Raw genomic sequence first — 20177 nt, 5'->3', positions numbered from 1 at the left:
TGTTGACCTGCCGGTGAGGGGCGTGGCGTCGGTGATTCAGCCGATATCGACGTTCAAGGCGATGTCCCAAGTGCCGGCGCCGTTTTTCGCCAGGCCGATCATCATCAGGCCGAGCGCCTCGAGCGTCTGGGCCATGTGCAGGCCGCCGACATCCAGCGGGCGCAGCCCGAGACTCTCGATGAACGTCGAGACGCGCGCCTTGGCTTCCGGATCGTCGGCGGCAATGAACGCGTCGAGGTGCCCACCCTTAGCTAGAACGTGTCCGAAGAGGGTGTTGAACGCCTTCACGACATGCGCGCCGGCGGGGGCGATCTTGGCGATCTCCTGCGCACCAGAACTGCCGGCGGGAGAGACGAGGCCCGTGAGGTCCGGAGAGGCCGTGTTGGTGATGTCGATGATCACCTTGCCGTCGAGCGCGTCCCCGTAATCGGCCACTACCGATGCCGCACCGGTGTACGGCACGGCGAGGATGACGATGTCGCCGGCCGGAGTGGCCCCGTACGTCCCTGTGGTCGCTCCGTCTGCGAGCTTGTCGGCCAGGGCCCGCGCCTTGGCGGGGTCGCGGCTGGCCACCTCAACGGTGTATCCAGCTTTGGCTGTACGACCGGCGATTGCCGCGGCCATGCCTCCTGAACCGATGATGCTGATAGTGCTCATGTGCAGTCTCCTCGTGAATTAGAGTATTGCTCGTTGCGGGCCAGTTGCGACCCGGCTGCCTGCTCAACTGAACTCAGCCGGCAGGGAAGTAATGGCCGTTATCCAGGTCTTCGAGCAGGCCGGGCTGAGCAGGCTTCCAGCCGAGGGTCTGGCGGGTGATCAGGCTGGACGCCGGAAGGTCCAGCGCGACCAGATTCGCGAGGAACCCAAAGTATCCCGGCAGCATCAGTACATCCGCGGGAATGCTCACGGCCGGCAGGCCCAAACGGCTGCCAATGGCCTCGGCGATCTCGCGGAACGAAATAGCCTCGTCGGCAACCGCGTGCCAATTTTTGCCGGCAGGGCCCTTCTCCAGTGCCAGACGGAACACGGCGGCGAGGTCGCGGGCGTGTACGGCCGACCAGTTGTTCTTGCCGTCACCGGGATAGCCTACGACGCCCTTCTCCTTCGCAAGTCCGATCAGTATCGGGAGGAAGCCGGCGTTGTCGGTCGTGCTGTGCATGATGGTAGGAATCCGCACGACCGAGGACCGCACGCCTTGCTTGGCGAGACCGAGTACGGTCGTTTCGACGATGTTACGAACTCGCAAGGTGCCCTTGAACTTCTCGCCGCCAGAGAGGGTGGGATCCTCCTCGGTTGCTGGACGGCCGAGATGTTCCCAACCCGGCGAGCCGATGCTCCCAGACGTGACCAGCGGCTTTCCGGTCCCCTTCAGTGCCTCGCCGTATGCGAGCATGATCGCCTGCTCCGCGGCAGCCACCGCGTCGAGGCCTCCACTGGGAAGCAGGTCTTGCCTGTGCGCGACGTGAATGACACCGTCGGAATCCGCTGCCGCCGCTTTTAACCCGTCGAGATCATCGAGGTCGCCGCGACGCACCTTGGCGCCAAGCGCAGACACCGCCTCTGCGGACTTGTCCGACCGGGCAAGCGCAGTGACCTCGTGACCGGCTGCAATGAGGTCGGAAATGATATACGGACCGGAATGGCCGGTCCCTCCAGTGACGAAAATGCGCATGTTGATGCTCCTTGTGAGTGATGTGATGCGAGAAATGGTGATACGGGAACGCTCAGCCGAGATGGCTTACGCCGATTGAGAATTTGGTGTGCTTGACGGAGTGGGCGATGAGGCCCAGCGAAAGCAGGCAGGCATGCTCCAGCGTTCGCGCCATGAGCAGCGGCCCGGTGTCCATCGAGCGCAGTCCGAGGGTCTTGATGATCGCCGAGACGCGTGCCTTCGCCTGTGCGTCGTTCCCGGCGATGAACACGTCCAACGGCTTACCCTCGACAGAACCGGCAGCCAGGACGTGGGAGAACTGGGTGTTGAACGCCTTGACGACTTCGGCGTCGGCCGGGTTGATCATTCCAAGGCTGCTGGTGCGATCCGGCGAACTCATTCAACGTGCGATCCATGCTGGTCGCTTTACTTGCAAAACGCAAGTGATCTATGGAGTTTTACTTGCGACATGCAAGCGATGCTAAGATCCAGCCATGAAGACAACTCTTAAAGAAGACTTTCGATCCCATTGCGCGGTGAACTACGGCGTGGAGATTTTCGGCGACCGGTGGTCGCTCTTGATCATTCGCGACATCGTTTTTGTTGGAAAGAAGACGTATGGCCAGTTTCTGAAATCGGAAGAGGGAATCGCGACCAATGTTCTTGCTTCCCGACTTGCCTTTCTTGAGGAGCAAGGCGTTCTCTCGAAGGCGCCCAGCCCCGACGACAGGCGCAAGGACTTCTACACATTGACCGAGAAGGGCCTGGACCTCATTCCAATTGTGATCAACATTGTGCTCTGGAGCGCGAAGCATGATTCGAAGTCGTACGTGCGGCGCCACGAGGATTTAGTTGCTCGATTCAGTCAAAACCCCATGCAGGTGAGCGAGGAAGTGAAGGCGCTGGTCCGCAATGGCGGGTGCATCTTTCCTGAGAGCGGGGGATGAACAAGGCGGCGAGCGCGCCCTGTCGCGGCGCGCAAATGAGTGGGTATCGGTTCCGATGACTCAGGTCCGAGGGCTCGCGACCATTTCTGAGGCCCGCGCCAATGCTTGGGTGTCGACGTACTCCCGGATGTTCGTCAGCTTGCCATTGCGAACAGTGATGGCGAAGACAAAATAGTCCTCAAACGTCCTGTTGGTGGCTTTGACTTTCCCCGTAGCAAAGCCGACGACCAGAACCCGGTCTCCCTGCGCGACGAACTCGGGGGGCTCCATGGATGTTTCCAGTTCTGCGGAAGCCTTCTGAAGCACGTCTTCCAATCCCGCGTGCCCGCGGTGCGTGCCAGCCAGGGGCCAATCCTCCCCCGGAATGATCCACTCGAAATCTTCGGCACACAACGCCAGCAGACCTTGCCTGTCACCGCCGCCCATTGCTGCAAAAAAGTCCTTCACAACCTGGATATTCTCTTGAATGCTCATAAAGACTTCTCCATTGCTCTTACAGAGGATCGCGCAGTGTCCGTCATTCAGCCGGGGACGAGGCCGAGTTGTTGCTGCATCGCAGAAGCCTCGTTGTAGCAATGGAAAGATTTGACCTTCCCGCCTTCGAGGTGGAACACATCGCATGACGGAACATCTATCGTCTTGCCCGTGGGAGCCAGAGTCCCAGACGCAAGAGGCAGATCACCTTTGTGCGTGCCGCGAATCGCGAGTTCGACAACGACGACGTCTCCCGCGACATGGACTTTAAATATCTCACGGTGGACATCGGGGAACGCACTGACCATACCCGCGATAGACTCACCAATATCCTTCCCGCGAAACTTCATGCCGGATGCCATATCCCACATGTACCCTTCCTCAGAGAACATGGAGACAAACTTCTCGATATCCGTTCCTTGCCCTTCCGCAGCGGCGCAGAGTTCTCTGACTATTTTTTCATTATCAAGCATCATCATTCCTCTCCTTCATTATTGAGCATTTACCTGGTCACAGAGTTGTGGCCAGGACCGACTCAAAATTTGCGATCGAGATTTATCAGTCGAACTTGACCAAGTCCTTGAAGATCAGTTGACCCCAGGTATTTCCGCGCGCTTGCACAAGCAGGCCACCTTCTGAAAGCCCGCCCAGAGTGACCGGCGAGAAACCGAGGTTTTCCGCCAGCACACCTATCTCCGCTGCGGCTTCGTCATCGTCGCTGGCCAGAAATACGACTCTCTTGCCACCCTGTACGGCCGGATCCTGGCCAAGGACGGCGGCGCCCAAATGGTTGAAGCCCTTGACCAGTCGTCCACCGGTAAAGGCCTGCGCGACGACTCTGGAAGAAGGCTCTCCTCCCAGTTCTTCAGGGGACACGCCGTAGGCATTGGTCACATCGATGATGGTCTTCCCCTTCCAGGTCGGCAACGCCTTAGCGACATCCGGGTGCGACTCGAAACGGACAGCCAAAAAGACGATGTCCGCCTTGACCGCGTCCGCCAGGTTTTTGGGAATGATCTGGGGTCCGATGGCGGCCGCGGCGGATGCAAAGCTTTGCGGGTCGCGCGTGGTTGCAACGGATACTTCGATGCCGTTGCGGGCAAACGCCTTGGCCAGGGCCTGGCCGATATTGCCGAAGCCGATAATTGCGTAGCTCATATATTCTCCTGAGGTTTACCGAGTTCTACGGCGCTCCGAAAAATCGAATGGAGCGCCTGGGCGTAGGGCGTCAGAGTTGCGCAAGACCGCCGTCAACGGCGACTTCGCTGGCGGTCATGAAGCTGCTGTCCGGCGACGCGAGAAAGGCGGCCACGGCCCCGATCTCTGCTGGATCGGCCATGCGCTGAAGCGGAGTCATCGCGGCGTAGATTTTCTGGCCCTCCTCGCCCAGCGCTTCCTTCGCGAGTTCGGTCGCCGTCGCCCCGGGCGACAGCACGTTTACCCGAATGCCGGTGCCCTTCAGGTCCTCGGCCCAGGTCCGCGCGAGGTTGCGCACTGCCGCCTTGCTCGCGCTGTAAGCGCTCATTCCCGGGGCGCCCGTGGTGCCGGCGCTCGATCCGGTCAGGATGATCGAACCGCCTTTGCCCATCAGCGGCAGCGCTTTCTGGACTGTGAAGATCGTCCCCTTCACGTTGGTGTCGAAGGTTTCGTCAATGTGCTCGGCGGTGATCTTGCCGAGCGCAAGCTGGCTTCCGGCCCCGGCATTGGCGAAGACGATGTCGAGGGTTCCGCGTTCGGCCTTCACCGCCGCGTAAAGTCGGTCGAGGTCGGCCTCATCGGAAACCGAGCCCTTCACCGCGCGGGCATTGGGCCCGAGTTCGGCTACAGCGGCATCGAGCGCTTCCTGCCGGCGGCCGAAGATGAAGACGAAGGCGCCCTCCTCGATGAAGCGTTTTGCGGCGGCGCGGCCGATGCCGGTAGCACCACCGGTGATCACTGCGGTCTTTCCATTCAGTCTGGTCATGTCGTGCATCCTTCCCAAGCGTTGTGTGGAAGCAGGGAGCTGCTTGCTTGAGGACGACTATGCGGTTCTAATAACCTAACGACAAGTATGCACTTTTAGGTAAGTACCCAATATGACGACACCTTCTGAAACCTGCGACTCCGGCTGCGGGCTCAACGCCACGCTCCGCATCATCTCGGGCAAGTGGAAACCGCTGGTCCTGTTTTTCCTGCGTGACGGCCCAAAGCGCTATGGCGAACTAAAGCGCTTGGTCCAGGGCGTCAGTGACAAGGTGCTGATCCAACAATTGAAGGATTTGGAGGCCGATCAAGTCCTGGCGCGGACCGACTACAAGGAAGTGCCGCCGCGCGTGGATTACGCGCTGACACCGCTTGGTCGCAGCCTGGCTGACGCGATCATCCCGCTGTGCACCTGGGGAACAGAGAACGCGGCGGAAATGGCAAGCATCTTCGCCAAGCGCGACACGTTGCCCTAGCGGGATGCTGAAGAACCGATGCGTCGGACGACCCTGCGCATTGGTGGGAGGGCGGCAGGTCGAATTCCTCCGATCAGATCGTCAGGATGCGCGATGTGGAGGAGAAGACCGCGAGTTCTTATGCAAAGGGTCGCGCTTTCGCCGCGCTTGTTCTTCCTCCGTCAGTGCCTGACGAACGAGCGCCCGAGCCGCCCAGGCGGCGGTGTCGAGTGATTCTTCGACGCTCGCGCGACTGATATCGCGCACGGCGATCAAAGCCTCGGTGCCCATGACGATCGACAGGGCCTGCTTCAGTCGTTTGCGCGCCCGAGGCGAGAGCACGTCCTTCAGCGAGTCGACAATCGGCTCAATGTAGCTCATGCGCCGGCCCGGCCGCAGGGGCTCGTGGGACTCACTTTCGAGCCACACTGTCATAAATGAACGTTCCATCACGTGCAGGCCGATCTCGTCGTCGATCAAGAGTTTGTTCAGCGCGTTCGCCGCCAGACCAATGCCCTTGACCGGATCGTCTCCCTGCCGCCAGATGCGCTCCAGCGGCGTCATGTCACGATCGGCCGCCGTCTCGCTGATCAACGCCTCAGACGAAGGAAAGTAGCGATACGCCGTGGCGCGCGACACCATCGCGCGCTCGGCCACTTGCGCAACAGTTGGGTTATGGCCCTCGTCGCGCAATGCGACAGCGGCATCGATAAGTGCTTGGCGCGTTCGGCCCCGCTGGTTGGCGCGGCCCTGATCGCCATCACGGATAGACGGGCTTGACTTCGGGGTCGTCATGGGATAAATGAGATCCTGTCTTGTAATGAGACTCAAGTCTCATGATAGACGATTTTTCAGCAACTGAGCGCGCCTCAGGGCGCATGAGGTGAATGCCATGAATCTAACACCCCGTTCGCGGACCTGGTTTCGGCTCGCTGCCCTCTACTTTGCCATTGGCGTCGTGTTGGGCGTGGCGATGGGCGCTTCCGGCGACCACTCGCTCTTCGCGGTACATGCCCATCTCAATCTGTTGGGATGGGTATCGATGGCGTTGTTCGGACTCATCGGCACAGCGCACCCGTCGATCACCGAAGGGCGCGCTGCTGCAGCACAGTTCTGGACGTACAACGTTGGCGTCCCGGTGATGCTCGGCGCACTGACGCTGCGCCTCAAGGGCTTCCCGTCAGTCGAGCCATTGATTGCCGTCGCATCAATCCTCATTGGCTGCAGCGTGCTGCTTTTTGTGTGGCTGGTGTTTTCGCGCATCGGTATAACGGCCGAGCGCTTGAGCAGCGCGACACGCGAATCGCGTCTGTCATAACGCGCAAACCAGTAGCCACTTTTGGGCAGCGTATCGGTGCGGGGTGAGATCTGCTTCGGATCGATTGCTGCCCTTCGCAACCGGTAGCTATCGGCCAGAAGGGACATCGAGAGTAGTGGGCATAAATTCATTGGAGGTCACCCATTGGCGTTGCAGTCGACATCGCCCCCTCCAATATGATCGAAGCCGGTAAGCATGACCGAAGTAAGCCCTGAGGACGGATCACCAGGGCGTTTTCCCGGCGAACTATTGATCGATTCATACTGAACATGGGTGTCCATGATATTTCCCGGCAGGGACCGCTGTTCTGCTTCGGATAACATATAGCCTTCGGCACGAGGTAATTTAAACGCGTAGCGGACCTCGACCTCGCTGAGTGTTCCCTTGAGTAAGATGGTGACTTGTTGTAGCTCCCCATGCTCCCAGCTCAGTTGCACCTCCGTCGCGAGCGGGTGAATCCTGGCAGCCAAACTTGCGGGAAAGTCAGGGCCTTCTTCATAGGCATCGGTTTTGTTGCACGGATCACCTTGATTTTTGTAACCCTTCAAGGCGCAGTTGAAGCGCTTGTCTCGATGCCCCAGTGTCTTCTCCATGTAGCAACCAAACTCGCTTGAGGACATGCGCGGCCATGCCAATACATTCACGCTGGCCGGCGGCAGGTCCGCCCCTAAGACTTGATCTGCACAGGTAAGCAACACAATGAAAAGCGCAAAATCGTTGTTGATTTTGAACATCTTTTTGCACCTAAGGCCGCAGCCGTTCCTCGCCTGTTTTCGGCTTGCCTGATCGCCACTCGGCGACTTTTTCGTACAAGTGCTCAAGCCAGCAGCTCGGTGATCCACCGGGCCTGCCGGGCGATGTCTTGCACCTTCTCCTCGGGAACGGCCTGTCGCGCACGGGCGAAGTGGGTCAGGGTCTTCTGTTTCTCGCGCAGAATGCGCTGCCACTTGATCAGGAACACCGGGCTGCGTGCCTGCATCTGCAGCGGGCCGAAGTAAAGCTCCTCGGCGGTGTACATCACCGGCCCGGCGCGCTCGGCGACGATGATTTCGTAGTCGAAGCGATTTTCCCGCAGCAGTTCCTCGCAGAGGATGCGGTAGCCATTTTCCATCAGCCATTGGCGCAGTGGCTGCTCGCCGCCGTTGGGCTGCAGGATCAGGCGCTCCTGTCCGCTCAGGCGCGCCTTGCCACTGTCGAGGATGTCGCGGATCGTCTCGCCGCCCATGCCGCAGATGCTGATCGCCGTGATCCCGTCTCCCGGCTCGATCGCCGCCAGACCATTGGCCAGGCGCACGGTGATCCGCTGGTCCAGGCCGTTCTCGCGCACGGTGCGTTCGGCCGAGTGGAACGGCGTCAATGCCACCTCGCCGGCCACCGCTGCTGCGATGGCGCCACGGCGCATCAACGCCACCGGCAGGTAGCCGTGATCCGAGCCGATATCAGCCAGGCGCGCATCTACTGGCACATGCGCCGCCACGCGCTCCAGGCGCATGGACAATGTCTGTTCGTTCAACCGCTGTTCCTTTTTCAGTGTCCGCATCAGGTCGATATCAGCAGGCTGCGAAAGGCACAAGCACCTGTGGTATTGCCGTACCCACGTTGAGAGAAATTCCCCATAAACGGGCTGTATTACCCGCATCCTGTTTCAACTTTTCCGATGGAGAACTGACCACAGAATCAGGCAGCCCCGCCGGCGGGGAATTATAGGCTGTTAAATTTTTTGGCATAGAGAATGCTGCGAGTTCACTAGCGCATTAATTGAGAGTTTGAAGCGCTGTTACCACTGGAAAAACAACTTTCCTGAGACTCTCCCTATACATGCAACCGTTGCCTTGAAAAACACCTGCGTCGCAGATCAGGCGCGCATTGCCAGCCCTTCCGAGGAGTCACTTTCATGCGCATCGAGCCGCTAATCCTCACGCTGGTACTCATTCTTTTCATTTTTTCGATAGGGGCAGCCTGGAGTCTTATCGGCTTGTTCAGCAGTTAAGAGTCAGTAGGAAGCATTCATCAGACGATCCCTCTTTTTCCCCTCCCCACTCAAATGTTGATCGAGTGTTTCCTACGGTCCGACATACCGACCTGCCAGGGTGTTTCACCCATTTTCAGCTCAACAAACAGCCAGTTTTTTTAAAGAAAAAAAGGGAGGGCATCCATGCCCTCCCCTCCTCTTTTTACGCGTCTGCGACAGTACTGATCAGGACCTCAAGTGGCGAGAATGAAGTCTGCGGCAGTGACGGTTGTTGCATCGGCCACACCGACCAGGCGGATGGAGTCAGCTATTCCTGCGGCGCTGATCAAGGTATCCGCACCGACATCGGTGATGATGACGCTGCCAGCAAAGGTCGCAGCAGTGACGCCGAACGCGGAAATATCGAGCCGGTCCTGGCCTCCCACCGCGTTGGCATCGAAGCCGATGATCTGATCGACCCCGAAGCCCGATGCGAACATGAAGATATCGTTGCCACTGCTGGCAACCATCACGTCGTTGCCGGCACCGCCAGTCACCGTATTGTTGCCAATACCGCCATCGATAGAGTCATTGCCGGCACCACCCAACAATGTGTCGTTAGCCTCACCACCGAGCAGCGTGTCGTTGCCTGCTCCACCATTCAAGATATCCGCCCCATCACCGCCGTCGAGGCTGTCATCGCCAGCGCCGCCGTTGAGGGTATCCGTGCCAAGGCCACCGAACAGTTGGTCGTTACCGGCGTCGCCATTCAGTGTGTCGTTACCGCCGTTGCCGGTGAGGATGTCGTTGCCGTCGCCACCATTGAGGGTGTCATTACCCACCCCGCCGGTGATGGTGTTGGCTAGCGCGTTACCGGTACCGGTGAAGTTACCGGCTCCCGTATAGGTCAGATTCTCGACATTAGCGCCCAGCGTGTAGCTGGCCAGCGAGGTCTGCACGGTGTCCGTACCGCCACCCGCCACCTCGACCACCACGTCTGCGGCTGCATCGACAACGTAGGTATCGTTGCCGGCGCCCCCCACCATCCGGTCAGCACCCGCACCGCCATTGAGGAGGTCGTTACCTACCCCGCCGGTGATGGTGTTGGCCAGCGCGTTACCGGTACCGGTGAAGTTACCGGCGCCGGTATAGGTCAGGTTCTCGACGTTGGCACCGAGCAGGTAGTTCGTCAGGCTGGTTTGCACCAGATCGGTACCACCACCCAGCGCCTCGGTGACAACGTCACCGACGTTGTCGACCACAAACGTGTCGTTGCCGGCACCGCCGTTCATGGCATCCGCGCCGAGCCCACCGTTGAGGGTGTCGTTGCCGTCCTCGCCATTGAGGACGTCGTTGTTGTCTCCGCCGTTGAGGATGTCGTCGCCAGTGCCGCCAAACAACTGGTCGATACCGGCGAGGCCATTCAGCGTATCGTTCCCGCCCAGGCCAGACAGCACATCGTTACCCGCGGTGCCGGTGAGGGTGTTCGCCAAAGCATTGCCCTGCAGCACCACGCCCTGTATCACAACCGCCGCCGTCGCCGCAGAGGTCACCGACTCCAGCGTGCCGAAGCCATCGGTGTAGCGCACGATCACTCGCAGTTGCAGATTGACCTGCGCCGCACCAGGGGTGAAGGTCGCAGTAGTCGCGCCGTTGATGTTAGTGAAGGACGCGCCGTTACCTTGCTGCCACTGGAAGCTGAAGGTGCCCAGCCCATCCGGATCGGCAATCCCACCCGTCAGCGCGGTCAGCACCTGCCCTTGATCCGGTGTCGTATCGCTGATCAGCAACACGCCTGTCGGTGCATCGTTGACGTTGGCCACCGGCCCCATGATGTTGGACGAAGCGCTTTCGGCCGCACCGAAGTCATCCACGTAACTGACCACCACGCGCACTGCCTGGCCGACCTGAGCCTGGCCAAGCGCGAATGTGCTACCGGTAGCGCCGGCGATGTTGACGAAGCCAGGCCCGTTGTTCGCCTGCCATTGGTAGGTGAAATGCGGATTGCTGAGGCCATCAACGTCGATGATGCTCGCCGGGTTAGCAGTCAACACCTGGTTCTGCACTGCAAGCCCGGTTACGGTCGGCCCTGCAGTCGGTGCATCGTTGACGTTGTCCACCGGCCCCACGATGTTGGACGAAACGCTTTCGGCCACACCGAAGTTATCCACGTAACCCATCACCACGCGCACTTCCTTGTCGACCTGAGCCTGGCCAAGCGCGAACGTACTACCGGTAGCGCCGGCGATGTTGACGAAGCCAAGCCCGTCGTTCGCCTGCCATTGGTAGGTGAAATGCGGATTGCTCAGGCCATCGAGGTCGATGATGCTCGACGGGTCAGCGGTCAACACCTGGTTCTGCGCTGCAAGCCCGATAACGGTCGGCCCTTCGGTCGGTGTACTGTTCCCGGACGAGTCGACAATCTCCAGCGTGCCCTTGGCATCCTGATACACCGCACGGACGCGGATGTTCAGACCCGCCTCATCGGCCCCCACCCGGAAGGTGGTGCCAGTCGCCCGTGTCGCCTCGCCAGCGGCGACGGTGGTGATGTCGTCATAGATGCCCGATCCGGGAATGGTTTCGACCTGCCAGTAGTAAGCCACCGCACCAGTTACCGCACCGGTCGGGTTGGCCACGCTTTGGTTGTCCGCGTCGTGTACCCCCCGATCGCTGACGCGCAGCAACTGGCCGGCGACAGGCGTTTCGTCACGCACACCGGTGGCAGCATCGAGGATTGCCAGATGACCCAATGGGTCGTTGTTTTGAGCGGTGCCCACTCCGGACGAGACTGCAACGTCAGCGAACTGCAGACGCTCGATGCCCGTCAGGCGATCGACGCCATCACGCCCCGCCACCGAGTCGGTCACAATGACAGTGTCGCCATCGATCTCGATTCCGTATTCCCCCAAACTACCGGAGAACAACGCAGTGTCGTAGCTGTTATCACCCGTCAGAATCTCCCGCACGATGACCAACTGGCCCGGGTTGTAAGTACCGTTCAGCATGAACGGCACCATTGGCTCCATGCTGTCGAACGTGGCGATTTCCGGGCCAGTCCCATCAGCATTCGCCCGTACGCTGATGCGTACGTTCAGCCACTTGTCACCATCGATGATGTCGTCACCACCGCGACCTTCGATCAGGTCGCTGCCGCTACCGCCGAGGATGATGTTGCCCCCGTCGAAGAACGTCGCTCCGTCTGGCAGCAAATCCGCCAGGCCGTGGATCAGGTTGATGTTGGTCAGCACACTGCCGGTTGCACCCGCAGTGGGCAGCGATGTGGCATCTTCGTTATCACCGCGCAGGAAGTCACCGTGCGATGAACCCGACAGACCTTCCATGATGTCGAAACGCACCAGCGCCGAAGCACCCGAACCCGGCATCGGTGGAACATCGAAAAAGCGGTCGGTGTAATCGATGGTCACGCCTTGGGCGAGCCCCTTGAAGGTTGCCCAGTCAAAGCCGGAGCCGCCGATATAGCGGTCACCCAGGCCGAGACTGCCGACCATGATGTCGTCACCGCCTTCACCATTGAACTTATCGTTCTCGTTACCGCCGATGAACACATCGTGGCCGATCACCGGGTCATTGCCAGCCGGGTCGAAGTTGTCGCCAGGTGCACCGTCCGAAGTGCCCTTCTCGATCCAGTCGTCGCCTTCGTTACCCATGTCCTGTTCGTTGGCTTTGCTGCCCAGGATAAAGTCGTTGCCCTGACCACCAATGGCCTCGGAAGCGTCCTCACCGGTAATGATGAAGTCATTGCCGAACCCGCCAATGATCAGGTTGACGCCGTTGCCACCGTGCAGCACGTCGTTGCCGTCGCCGCCCTGGATGTTATCGTCGCCGCCGACGTCAGTGATGATGTCGTCGCCGGCACCACCACGCAGTTGGTCGTTGCCGTAACCGCCGTCAATGCGATCGTTGCCGCCGTCACCCCAGACCGTGTCATCACCTTCACTCGAGATGAGGATGTCTGCGCCGTTGGTGCCGCCCAGCACGATGTGCTCTCCACCCGAGTACCGGATGTAGTTGGTGTCTGGCCCATCGGTCAGCGGGTTGTCGCGGAACACCACTTTCTCGCCGTTCTCACCAAGCGGATCGGCGTTGCCCAGGCCATCGTTGTACTGCTTGGTCTTGTCCACTTCCAGATAGAACCCAGGGTCCGAGAACACCAGGCCCGGCAAGTGCGTGGCCGAAGTGTTGGCCATGATCAGCTTGGCGAACGAGTTGCTTTCCAGTTCGGCGTTCATCGACAGGCCAGCGGTACGCTCCAGGTAGTAGAAGCGGTCACCGTCCTGCAGTTTTTCCAGCTGGTTCTCGAACACGAAGTTGAAGGTCGAGCCGAGCATGCCGCCGAACGGCGTTTTCTCTTCGGCCAGGCCGCCGATCCAGAGATCGATGGCATCTACGCCCGTGATCGTCACGCCCTTCAGATCGTCGGCAGTCCCCAGCACACCATCCTTGCCGGCCCGCGTTACGTTGGCCCAGGTACCGCTGCCGTTGAGGAAGTCCAGGCGGTCATCCGGCGCATCATCACCACCAAATACCAGCGCCATGGCCGCAGCGCGTTTGCCTTCCAGCGTGGTCGCCTCCGTGATCGTTTCATGCGTGCCATAGGCCGCGATGAAGTTGATCAACGACTCCGGATGTTTCAGGTGCTGCACCAGATCGACCCAGCTGCTGTACGGCTTGAGTTGGGTATCACCGGTTTGGCTGAAGATGTCGCGGCGGATCGCATTGAGCGAAGGAATCCCCACGTCGCGGCCACGGGCGATGTTCAACGCCGGCAGGTCGAGCGGCAGGCCGAGCAGGTTGTTGCGCAGCGCCTCGGTGACGAACTCGTCGATTTCGTTACCAGCTTGCCGAGTCAACCCACGCACGATCGCACTGGTCGCATCCTCGGGCGTCACACCACTGGCGGCGTACGCCAACGGGTTGAGGAACGCCGCGATCAGGCCGAGTTGCTGATCAGGATCAGCACTGTTCGGATCGCCGACCACGCTGAAATCGACGTCGAAGCGATCGACGGTCTCGGTCAACATCGAGTGGCCAAACCGGTACACGGTGTGGGCGAACTCGGCGACGATCGAGGCATCGAGGTCAACGTCATAGACTTGGGTCGGTGCGAAGAACAGGTCGACCCTGGGCTGGATGGTCCGGGCAAACTCCTCGAACACCAGGTGCTGATACTGCATCTCGGTGCCGAACTTGGCGGCCTGGAACAAGCGCTCGCCATTCCACACCAGCGCATCGATCTCAGCCTGGTTGGTTGGCAACGCATTCACCGGATTGAGCAGCCACTCGTTGAGGAAAGCTACGTCACCTGAATCGAGCACGGTGTCCTTGGTCTGTGCGACCAGCCGATTATGCTCGGAGTGGAAGATCGCATGCACCGCGGTCAAGCCAATGTTCTCGTTGACCCGGCCGTCGCCAGCGATGTAGTGCGCATCCAACAGTTCGTTGTCGTAGGCCAGGTTGGCCCCGGTCTGCGGATTGAACGGCACTGAGTTACCAACGTCGTGATCCGCGTCAGGCACGAGCACGCCACCGCTGAACACCGGCGCTGCATTGTTGTTGATGTCGACGAGGAACTGGTGACCGGTGCGCACAGCATTGGTCAGGCTAATGGGGGACAGCGGATTGCCTTCGACAAGGACGTCATCAGCCGTGCCACCAAGACCGTCAGCCCCTTTCATCACAACCATCGGGAAGCCGTTCGGCCCCTTGATGAAATTGCCGTAGGCGTCAGTCGCCAACAACGGGGCGTTACCGACGTCGGCATCGGTAAGGTGGATACCCAGGATGTCGTTGGCCTGCGCCTTGACCACTTTCCAGGTCGCCATGCCACCGATTTCGGTGTCGTCTCCGGTGCCATACTTGCCATCCAATCCCAGGTCAACGTTAGTGATCAGCCTGCCGGTCGCGATGGGGCCGTTGTCGGTCAGCTCATAACCGCGCAGGAAAACCTGGTGCGACGGGTGCGAGCTGTAGGTCTGGTTTTGGTCCACAAACGGCGAGGTGGTGTTGGTGTGTTCATGGATGTCGTCGGCCGTGCCGAGAACACCATCCGCCCCTGGCAGGTTGGTCGCGCGGGTCAGCACCATGAAGTTGGCGTTGCCGCCTTCCACATACAGCGGATCATCCGCTTTCAGCGGGATGAAGATGGTGCCCGAACCACCTTTGGTCACCAGGTCCAGACCGTGATCGAAGAACTGCCCGAAGAAGGTCATCCAGGCGTTGAACGGCGCGGACAACCCCGCATCCGCCGTGGTGTTCTCGAACAGGTACACATTGTGGTCGTCGGCAGTACCGAACTGACCATCCATGCCGGGGCTGGCGACTATCCGTACGCCATCCTTGAGTACGTCGTCGTTACCCACCTCGCCGAAGTTGAGCTTACCGTCTGCCCCAGGGTCGTAAGCCGTGGCATAGGCCGCCGGGTTGTTCGACGTCTGGTCGACGATCAGATTGCTGATGGTGCGCGGCTGCGAGTCAAACACAGAGCCGCTGTTCTGTTGGTACGACGATCCCGGGATGGCCGGCGAGCCGGGGCCAAAGAACCCGGCAGGAGCACCTTCCGCCGGATTGAAGACCGGATCGGACAAGCGCGGGAAGGTGTTATCCGCGGCACCAAACTCGGTGTTGTTAATACCGTTGAGGTTCATCAGGTTGTTGTTCGAGCCATCGACCGCACGCAGGCCCAATGGCGCGCGGATATTCGGGATCAGCGAGAGGATGTCCTGACCGGCCGCGTCAGCCTCGGCAATCTTGATCTGATCAAGAATGAAGTTGAGGTCGGAGCGGACCATGTGAAGGCCCTCGCCACCCGCAGTGGCATCGACTACCGGTGTCGGCGCCGTCGGCACTACCGGCGCGCCGGGTTCCACCACGGCCGTCGGCTGCGAGAACACTATTTCAGTCGTGCCATGACCATCCTGGTAGATCGCCTTGACCCGCAGTGACAGCCCGGCAAGATCCGGGGAGACCTTGAACGAGGTGCCGTCAGCACTTTGGAACGCCAGATCACCTGCAGGCAGCAGGATGATGTCTTCGAACACACCGGTGCCGGGGTCGGCTTCGAACTGCCAATAGTAGGACACTGAGGTGTTGTTGACAGTACCCTGCAGATTACCCACCGCGATGTTGTTGGCATCGCGCACACCGGCCATGCTCACCGTCAGTGTGTCGCCCACTGTTATCGCGCCGCCGTTTCCATCCGCGACGGTCGGCCTGCCCACCGGTTGTGCATTCACCCCCGTCACCAGCACTTGCTGGGTATCGGCGAACTGCAGGCGTTCGATATGCAGCAAGGTATCGGTGCCGTCGCGAGCAACTACGGTATCGGTCACCGTCCAGACATCGTCCGCCACATTGGCCGTGCCGCGGGTGTCACGCGTCACCACATACTCGGACTGAAGCCCCGAGAAAATGGCGGTGTCGAAGGCCGCCCCGCCCGTCGAGGTGCCGGACATGATTTCCCGCACGGCCTTGAGCTGACCCGGGTTATAGGTGCGGTCCAGCATGAACGGGATCATATCGACCATGCTGTCGAAGGAGGCGATCTCGGGACCGGTATGGTTGACATCGCCAGGGGCATACACTGCGATTCTGACGTTGAGCCATTTGTCGCCGTCGATCAGATCATCGCCACCCCGGCCCTCGATCAGGTCACTGCCATTGCCACCAAGGATGATGTTGCCAGTGGCAAAGCCGGTGGTCGGCAAACCGGCATCGGCCAGAAACTGCTCCAGTCCGCGGATCAACGCCACATTGGTCATCGCACTGCCCGTGGCACCACCGTGGTTGATGATAGTGTCCGCATCGACATCATCGCCCTTGAGCACATCGCCGAACTTCGAACCGGACAAGCCTTCGACCTCGGCAAAACGGTCGAGAATCGAGGCCGGCGAGGCGCCGACCGGATTGAACACCCCGGTGTTCTGGTTTGGCGCGTTGCCGTGTGGCTGAGCCAGCGCGGCCAAGGACAGGTCAACGGTCACGCCGACCCTGTCATTTTTGTAGGTCACCCAGTCGAAACCGGACATGCCGTCCATCTTGTCCTGGGCATCGCTGCCGACAAAGATGTCATCGCCACCCTCGCCGATCATTTCGTCGAAGCCACCACCACCGACAAAGATGTCGTTGCCGATCGTATCGTCAGTGAGCAACGGCGCGGCGTTATCGCCAGGCGCACCGTCCTGGGTGCCTTTCTCGATCCAGTCATCACCTTCGTTGCCGGTAGGTGGCAGGTTGGTCTTGGCGCCGAGGATGAAATCGTCACCCTGGCCGCCAAAGGTGGTGGTGATGTCTTCGGTGGTGACGATGAAGTCCTGGCCATCGCCACCCAGGATCAGGTTGCCTGCAACCCCCATGCTACCGGCCACGATCACGTCGTTACCGGCATTACCTTCCAGACGGTTGTCGCCAAACGAGTCGGTGATGATGTCATCGCCCGCGCCACCCAGTACCGCATCGTTGCCGGCGCCGCCTTCGAGGCGATCGTTACCGCCGTCGCCGTAAAGGGTGTCATCGCCGTCACCGGAGATGATGATGTCATTACCGGCGGTACCGCCCAGGACGACATGGTCTTCACCGGTGTAATGCAGATAATTACTGTCCAGACCAGGGGTGTCGGGGTTGTCGCGGATCACCAGCGGCACGATTTCCACGCCGTTGATCATGATCCCGCCCGTCGGATCGGCTTTGCCGTCCAGGCCAAGGTTAGTGAACTGATTGTCCTGATTCACTTCGAGAGTGAACGTCGGCGTCAGGAACACGGTGTTCGCCAAGTGGGTGACATCGGTGTTGAGCATGATCAGCTTGGCAAAGGAGTTGTTCTCCAACTCGGTGCCGAAGTTCAGGCCCGCGGTACGCGACAGGTAGTAGAAGCGGTCGCCGTTCTGCAACGCCTCCAGCTGGGTTTCAAACACGAAGTTGAACGTCGAGCCGAGCATGCCGCCGAACGGCATTTTCTGCTCGGCGAGGCCACCGACCCAGAAGTCGATGTCGTCGAGGCCTGTGATCGTCACACCCTTCACGTCGTCGGCAGTACCCAGCAGCCCATCCTTGCCGGCCAGCGTTACGCTGGCATAGGCACCGGTGCTGTTGAGGAAGCTCAGGCGGTCAGCCGGTGAACCGGCACCGCCGAATACCAGCGCCAAGGCTGCAGCGCGTTTGTCTGCCAGTGAGGTCACCGCCGTAATCGTGTCATGCGTGCCATAGGCCGCGATGAAGTTGACCAGCGACTCGGGGTGCTTGAGGTGGTCCGCAAAGTCAGCCCAACTGATGTACGGCTTGAGTTGGCTGTCGCCGGTTGATGCGTACATCTCACGACGCGCTTCATTCAACGTGGGGATGCCAGTGTCGCGACCACGCGCCATGTTCAGGGCCGGCAAATCAAGCGGTAGACCGAGCAGATTGTTGCGCAACGCTTCGGTGACGAACTCGTCGATCTCGTTGCCGAGTTGGCGGGTCACACCGCGAATGATTGCCCCTGCCGCTTCGTCCGCCGTCGCCCCGCTGCCGGCGAACGCCAGCGGGTTGAGGAAGGCCGCGATCAAACCCATTTGCGAGTCCGGGTTGTTCGGGTCAGTGAGGAGCGGATTGAATTCGGGGTCGAAGCGATCGACGGTCTCGGTCAACATCGAGTGACCGAAGCGATACACCACGTGGGCGAACTCGGCGAGGATTGCCGGGTTGATCGAGGTGTCATACCCGTTGGGTGCAAGGAATTCGTCGATCTGCGGCTGAACGGTCCGCGCAAACTCCTCGAACACCAGGTGCTGGTACTGCATCTCGGTGCCGAACTTGGCGGCCTGGAACAGGCGTTCGCCGTCCCACACCAACGCAGCGATTCCGGCGGGTGTAGTCGGAATCGCGGTCACGTCGTCCACCAGCCACTCATTGAGGAAGGCCAGATCGCCGGCGGCAAGGAGGGTGTCCTTGGTTTGCTGGACCAGGCGATTGTGTTCGGAGTGGAACACATGGTGCACGGTGGTCAGGCCGATGTTCTCGTTCACCCGGCCGTCGCCGGCAATGTAGTGAGCGTCGAGCAGTTCGTTGTCGTAGGTCAGGTTGTTGCCGCCCGCGCCAACCAGCTGCGCATTGCCGATATCGGCGTCAGCATCCGCCTGCAGAACCCCGCCAACGACTACCGGCGCGGCATTGTGGGCGATGTCGTCGAGGAAGCCATGCCCGGCGCTCACGGCGTTGGCCAGGCTGATCGGAGCATCCCGGTTGCCTTCGACCAGTTGAGTGACGTCATCCGCTGTCCCGGCGATCCCGTCAGCACCGTTACTGACGCGCATCACCACCTGCGGCATGCCGCTCGAGCCCCGGATGAAGTTGCCATACGCATCGGTTGCCAGCAGCGGCACGCTGTGCACATCGGCGTCGGTCAGATTGATACCGAGAATGTCACGGGCCTGGGCCTTGACCACGGCCCAGGTCGCCATGCCGCCATTGGTGCCGTCGCCATCATCGGCCGTGCCGAACTTGCCGTCGGCGCCGAGATCGCGGTTGGTAATCAAGCGCCCCGTTGCAACAGGGTCACCTGCCGCGTTGAGGACGTACTCACGCAGGAACACCTGATGCGAAGGGTGCGAGCTGTAAGTCTGGCTTTGGTCCACGAATGGCGAGGTGGTGTTGGGCTGGCCATCATCGGCAGTGCCGAGTATTCCGTCCGCGCCGGGGGTATGCACTGCACGTGGCAGCACCATGAAGTTGGTCGGGCTGCCCAGCACGTACAACGGATCGTCCGGCTGCAGCGGAATAAACACGAAGTCGGTACTGCTCTTGGTGACCAGGTCGAGGCCGTGATCGAAGAACTGGCCAAAGAAGGTCATCCACGAGTTGAAGCCGGCGGTCAGACCGGCGTCCGCCGACACGTTGGGGATGAAGAACACTTCCTTGTCGTCTTCCGTGCCGAACACGCCATCCAGACCGGGGCTGATCACCGGGGCTGCACCGCCGTTCGCCGCTACTGCGGCCGGGTTGTTGGCGGTCTGGTCGACAATCAGGTTACTGATAGTCCGTGGCTGCGAGTCGGACACCGTCCCTGACGCGGCATAGGCCGCTCGATACTGGGCATCAAGCAGGCGCAGGAAGGAATTGTCCGCGGCGCCAAACTCGCTTTGCCCGGCGACCAGGTTGTTGTCGCTGCCATCGACAGTGCGCAGGCCGAATGGCACCTGACTGTTGGGTAGCAAATCACTCAGGCTGGCGCCGTCGGCATGCGCTTCTGCGATGAAGATTTGTTTGAGGATGAACTCCAGGTCCGACTTGTTGAAATTGGCCATTTTGATTGCCCTCGATCTCTTTGGGGAAAGGACACAGGACGATAAGAATCCTCCCGCGCCCAGTCCGGTGCTGGCTTGCGCAGTGTGTTGGTTCTTTTTTTTTGGCGAGCGCTGGCGCGGGA

Annotated in this window: 14 protein-coding genes; 3 read left to right on the top strand and 11 right to left on the bottom strand. The window is 60.4% G+C overall.

Going from position 1 to position 20177, the window contains the following annotated elements; translation table 11 throughout:
- Positions 1–36 precede the first annotated feature (36 nt).
- The 3 genes from ACA079_RS10790 to ACA079_RS10780 all read right to left on the bottom strand — a co-directional run bounded on the left by ACA079_RS10790 (position 37) and on the right by ACA079_RS10780 (position 2051).
- On the bottom strand, positions 37–657 hold the full coding sequence (locus ACA079_RS10790; protein ID WP_497703435.1) for an NADPH-dependent F420 reductase: 621 nt from the start codon (positions 655–657) through the stop codon (positions 37–39).
- A 73-nt stretch (positions 658–730) separates the two neighbouring features.
- A complete protein-coding gene (locus ACA079_RS10785) occupies positions 731–1672 on the bottom strand; it encodes an SDR family oxidoreductase (protein WP_497703434.1) in 942 nt (313 codons plus the stop codon).
- A 52-nt stretch (positions 1673–1724) separates the two neighbouring features.
- Positions 1725–2051, bottom strand: coding sequence for an NAD(P)-binding domain-containing protein (locus ACA079_RS10780; protein ID WP_497703433.1), 327 nt, complete (start codon positions 2049–2051; stop codon positions 1725–1727).
- A 94-nt stretch (positions 2052–2145) separates the two neighbouring features.
- On the opposite strand from ACA079_RS10780, the gene ACA079_RS10775 reads away from it, so the two are divergent.
- Complete coding sequence (locus tag ACA079_RS10775; RefSeq protein WP_497335729.1) at positions 2146–2598, top strand: winged helix-turn-helix transcriptional regulator; 453 nt, start codon at positions 2146–2148, stop codon at positions 2596–2598.
- A 60-nt stretch (positions 2599–2658) separates the two neighbouring features.
- Here ACA079_RS10775 and ACA079_RS10770 read toward each other — a convergent pair whose 3' ends face one another.
- The 4 genes from ACA079_RS10770 to ACA079_RS10755 form a co-directional block, all read right to left on the bottom strand.
- Complete coding sequence (locus ACA079_RS10770) at positions 2659–3072, bottom strand: nuclear transport factor 2 family protein (RefSeq protein ID WP_497703432.1); 414 nt, start codon at positions 3070–3072, stop codon at positions 2659–2661.
- A gap of 47 nt (positions 3073–3119) precedes the next feature.
- On the bottom strand, positions 3120–3548 hold the full coding sequence (locus ACA079_RS10765) for a nuclear transport factor 2 family protein (RefSeq protein ID WP_497703431.1): 429 nt from the start codon (positions 3546–3548) through the stop codon (positions 3120–3122).
- An 82-nt stretch (positions 3549–3630) separates the two neighbouring features.
- Positions 3631–4230, bottom strand: coding sequence for an NADPH-dependent F420 reductase (locus tag ACA079_RS10760; RefSeq protein ID WP_497703430.1), 600 nt, complete (start codon positions 4228–4230; stop codon positions 3631–3633).
- Positions 4231–4300: 70 nt separating this feature from the next.
- Positions 4301–5035: an SDR family NAD(P)-dependent oxidoreductase gene (locus ACA079_RS10755; protein ID WP_497703429.1), complete on the bottom strand. Its 735-nt coding sequence runs from the start codon at positions 5033–5035 to the stop codon at positions 4301–4303.
- 112 nt (positions 5036–5147) lie between these two features.
- Between ACA079_RS10755 and ACA079_RS10750 the strand changes: the two genes are divergently transcribed.
- Complete coding sequence (locus ACA079_RS10750; RefSeq protein ID WP_497703428.1) at positions 5148–5510, top strand: winged helix-turn-helix transcriptional regulator; 363 nt, start codon at positions 5148–5150, stop codon at positions 5508–5510.
- A gap of 81 nt (positions 5511–5591) precedes the next feature.
- Here ACA079_RS10750 and ACA079_RS10745 read toward each other — a convergent pair whose 3' ends face one another.
- The gene (locus ACA079_RS10745) at positions 5592–6284 is read right to left on the bottom strand and encodes a TetR/AcrR family transcriptional regulator (RefSeq protein WP_497703427.1); all 693 of its coding nucleotides are present in this window, start codon (positions 6282–6284) and stop codon (positions 5592–5594) included.
- 97 nt (positions 6285–6381) lie between these two features.
- On the opposite strand from ACA079_RS10745, the gene ACA079_RS10740 reads away from it, so the two are divergent.
- The gene (locus ACA079_RS10740; RefSeq protein ID WP_497703426.1) at positions 6382–6807 is read left to right on the top strand and encodes a DUF2871 family protein; all 426 of its coding nucleotides are present in this window, start codon (positions 6382–6384) and stop codon (positions 6805–6807) included.
- A gap of 137 nt (positions 6808–6944) precedes the next feature.
- On the opposite strand, the gene ACA079_RS10735 is transcribed toward ACA079_RS10740, so the two are convergent.
- The 3 genes from ACA079_RS10735 to ACA079_RS10725 form a co-directional block, all read right to left on the bottom strand.
- A complete protein-coding gene (locus ACA079_RS10735; RefSeq protein ID WP_497703425.1) occupies positions 6945–7541 on the bottom strand; it encodes a hypothetical protein in 597 nt (198 codons plus the stop codon).
- Positions 7542–7624: 83 nt separating this feature from the next.
- Positions 7625–8320 carry a tRNA (adenine(22)-N(1))-methyltransferase gene (locus ACA079_RS10730; RefSeq protein WP_497703424.1) on the bottom strand — a complete coding sequence of 232 codons (696 nt, stop codon included), beginning with the start codon at positions 8318–8320 and terminating at the stop codon, positions 7625–7627.
- 692 nt (positions 8321–9012) lie between these two features.
- Complete coding sequence (locus ACA079_RS10725; RefSeq protein WP_497703423.1) at positions 9013–20055, bottom strand: peroxidase family protein; 11043 nt, start codon at positions 20053–20055, stop codon at positions 9013–9015.
- Positions 20056–20177: the final 122 nt, after the last annotated feature.

Source organism: Pseudomonas sp. LBUM1645 (assembly GCF_059716185.1).
Note: the sequence above shows the minus strand (reverse complement) of the source record. Positions and strands in the feature narration are given on the sequence as shown.

Excerpts from the sequence above, each read along its gene's own strand:
- ACA079_RS10790 (WP_497703435.1), bottom strand. The coding sequence starts at position 657 with ATGAGCACTATCAGCATCATCGGTTCAGGAGGCATGGCCGCGGCAATC.
- ACA079_RS10785 (WP_497703434.1), bottom strand. The coding sequence starts at position 1,672 with ATGCGCATTTTCGTCACTGGAGGGACCGGCCATTCCGGTCCGTATATC.
- ACA079_RS10780 (WP_497703433.1), bottom strand. The coding sequence starts at position 2,051 with ATGAGTTCGCCGGATCGCACCAGCAGCCTTGGAATGATCAACCCGGCC.
- ACA079_RS10775 (WP_497335729.1), top strand. The coding sequence starts at position 2,146 with ATGAAGACAACTCTTAAAGAAGACTTTCGATCCCATTGCGCGGTGAAC.
- ACA079_RS10770 (WP_497703432.1), bottom strand. The coding sequence starts at position 3,072 with ATGAGCATTCAAGAGAATATCCAGGTTGTGAAGGACTTTTTTGCAGCA.
- ACA079_RS10765 (WP_497703431.1), bottom strand. The coding sequence starts at position 3,548 with ATGATGCTTGATAATGAAAAAATAGTCAGAGAACTCTGCGCCGCTGCG.
- ACA079_RS10760 (WP_497703430.1), bottom strand. The coding sequence starts at position 4,230 with ATGAGCTACGCAATTATCGGCTTCGGCAATATCGGCCAGGCCCTGGCC.
- ACA079_RS10755 (WP_497703429.1), bottom strand. The coding sequence starts at position 5,035 with ATGACCAGACTGAATGGAAAGACCGCAGTGATCACCGGTGGTGCTACC.
- ACA079_RS10750 (WP_497703428.1), top strand. The coding sequence starts at position 5,148 with ATGACGACACCTTCTGAAACCTGCGACTCCGGCTGCGGGCTCAACGCC.
- ACA079_RS10745 (WP_497703427.1), bottom strand. The coding sequence starts at position 6,284 with ATGACGACCCCGAAGTCAAGCCCGTCTATCCGTGATGGCGATCAGGGC.
- ACA079_RS10740 (WP_497703426.1), top strand. The coding sequence starts at position 6,382 with ATGAATCTAACACCCCGTTCGCGGACCTGGTTTCGGCTCGCTGCCCTC.
- ACA079_RS10735 (WP_497703425.1), bottom strand. The coding sequence starts at position 7,541 with ATGTTCAAAATCAACAACGATTTTGCGCTTTTCATTGTGTTGCTTACC.
- ACA079_RS10725 (WP_497703423.1), bottom strand. The coding sequence starts at position 20,055 with ATGGCCAATTTCAACAAGTCGGACCTGGAGTTCATCCTCAAACAAATC.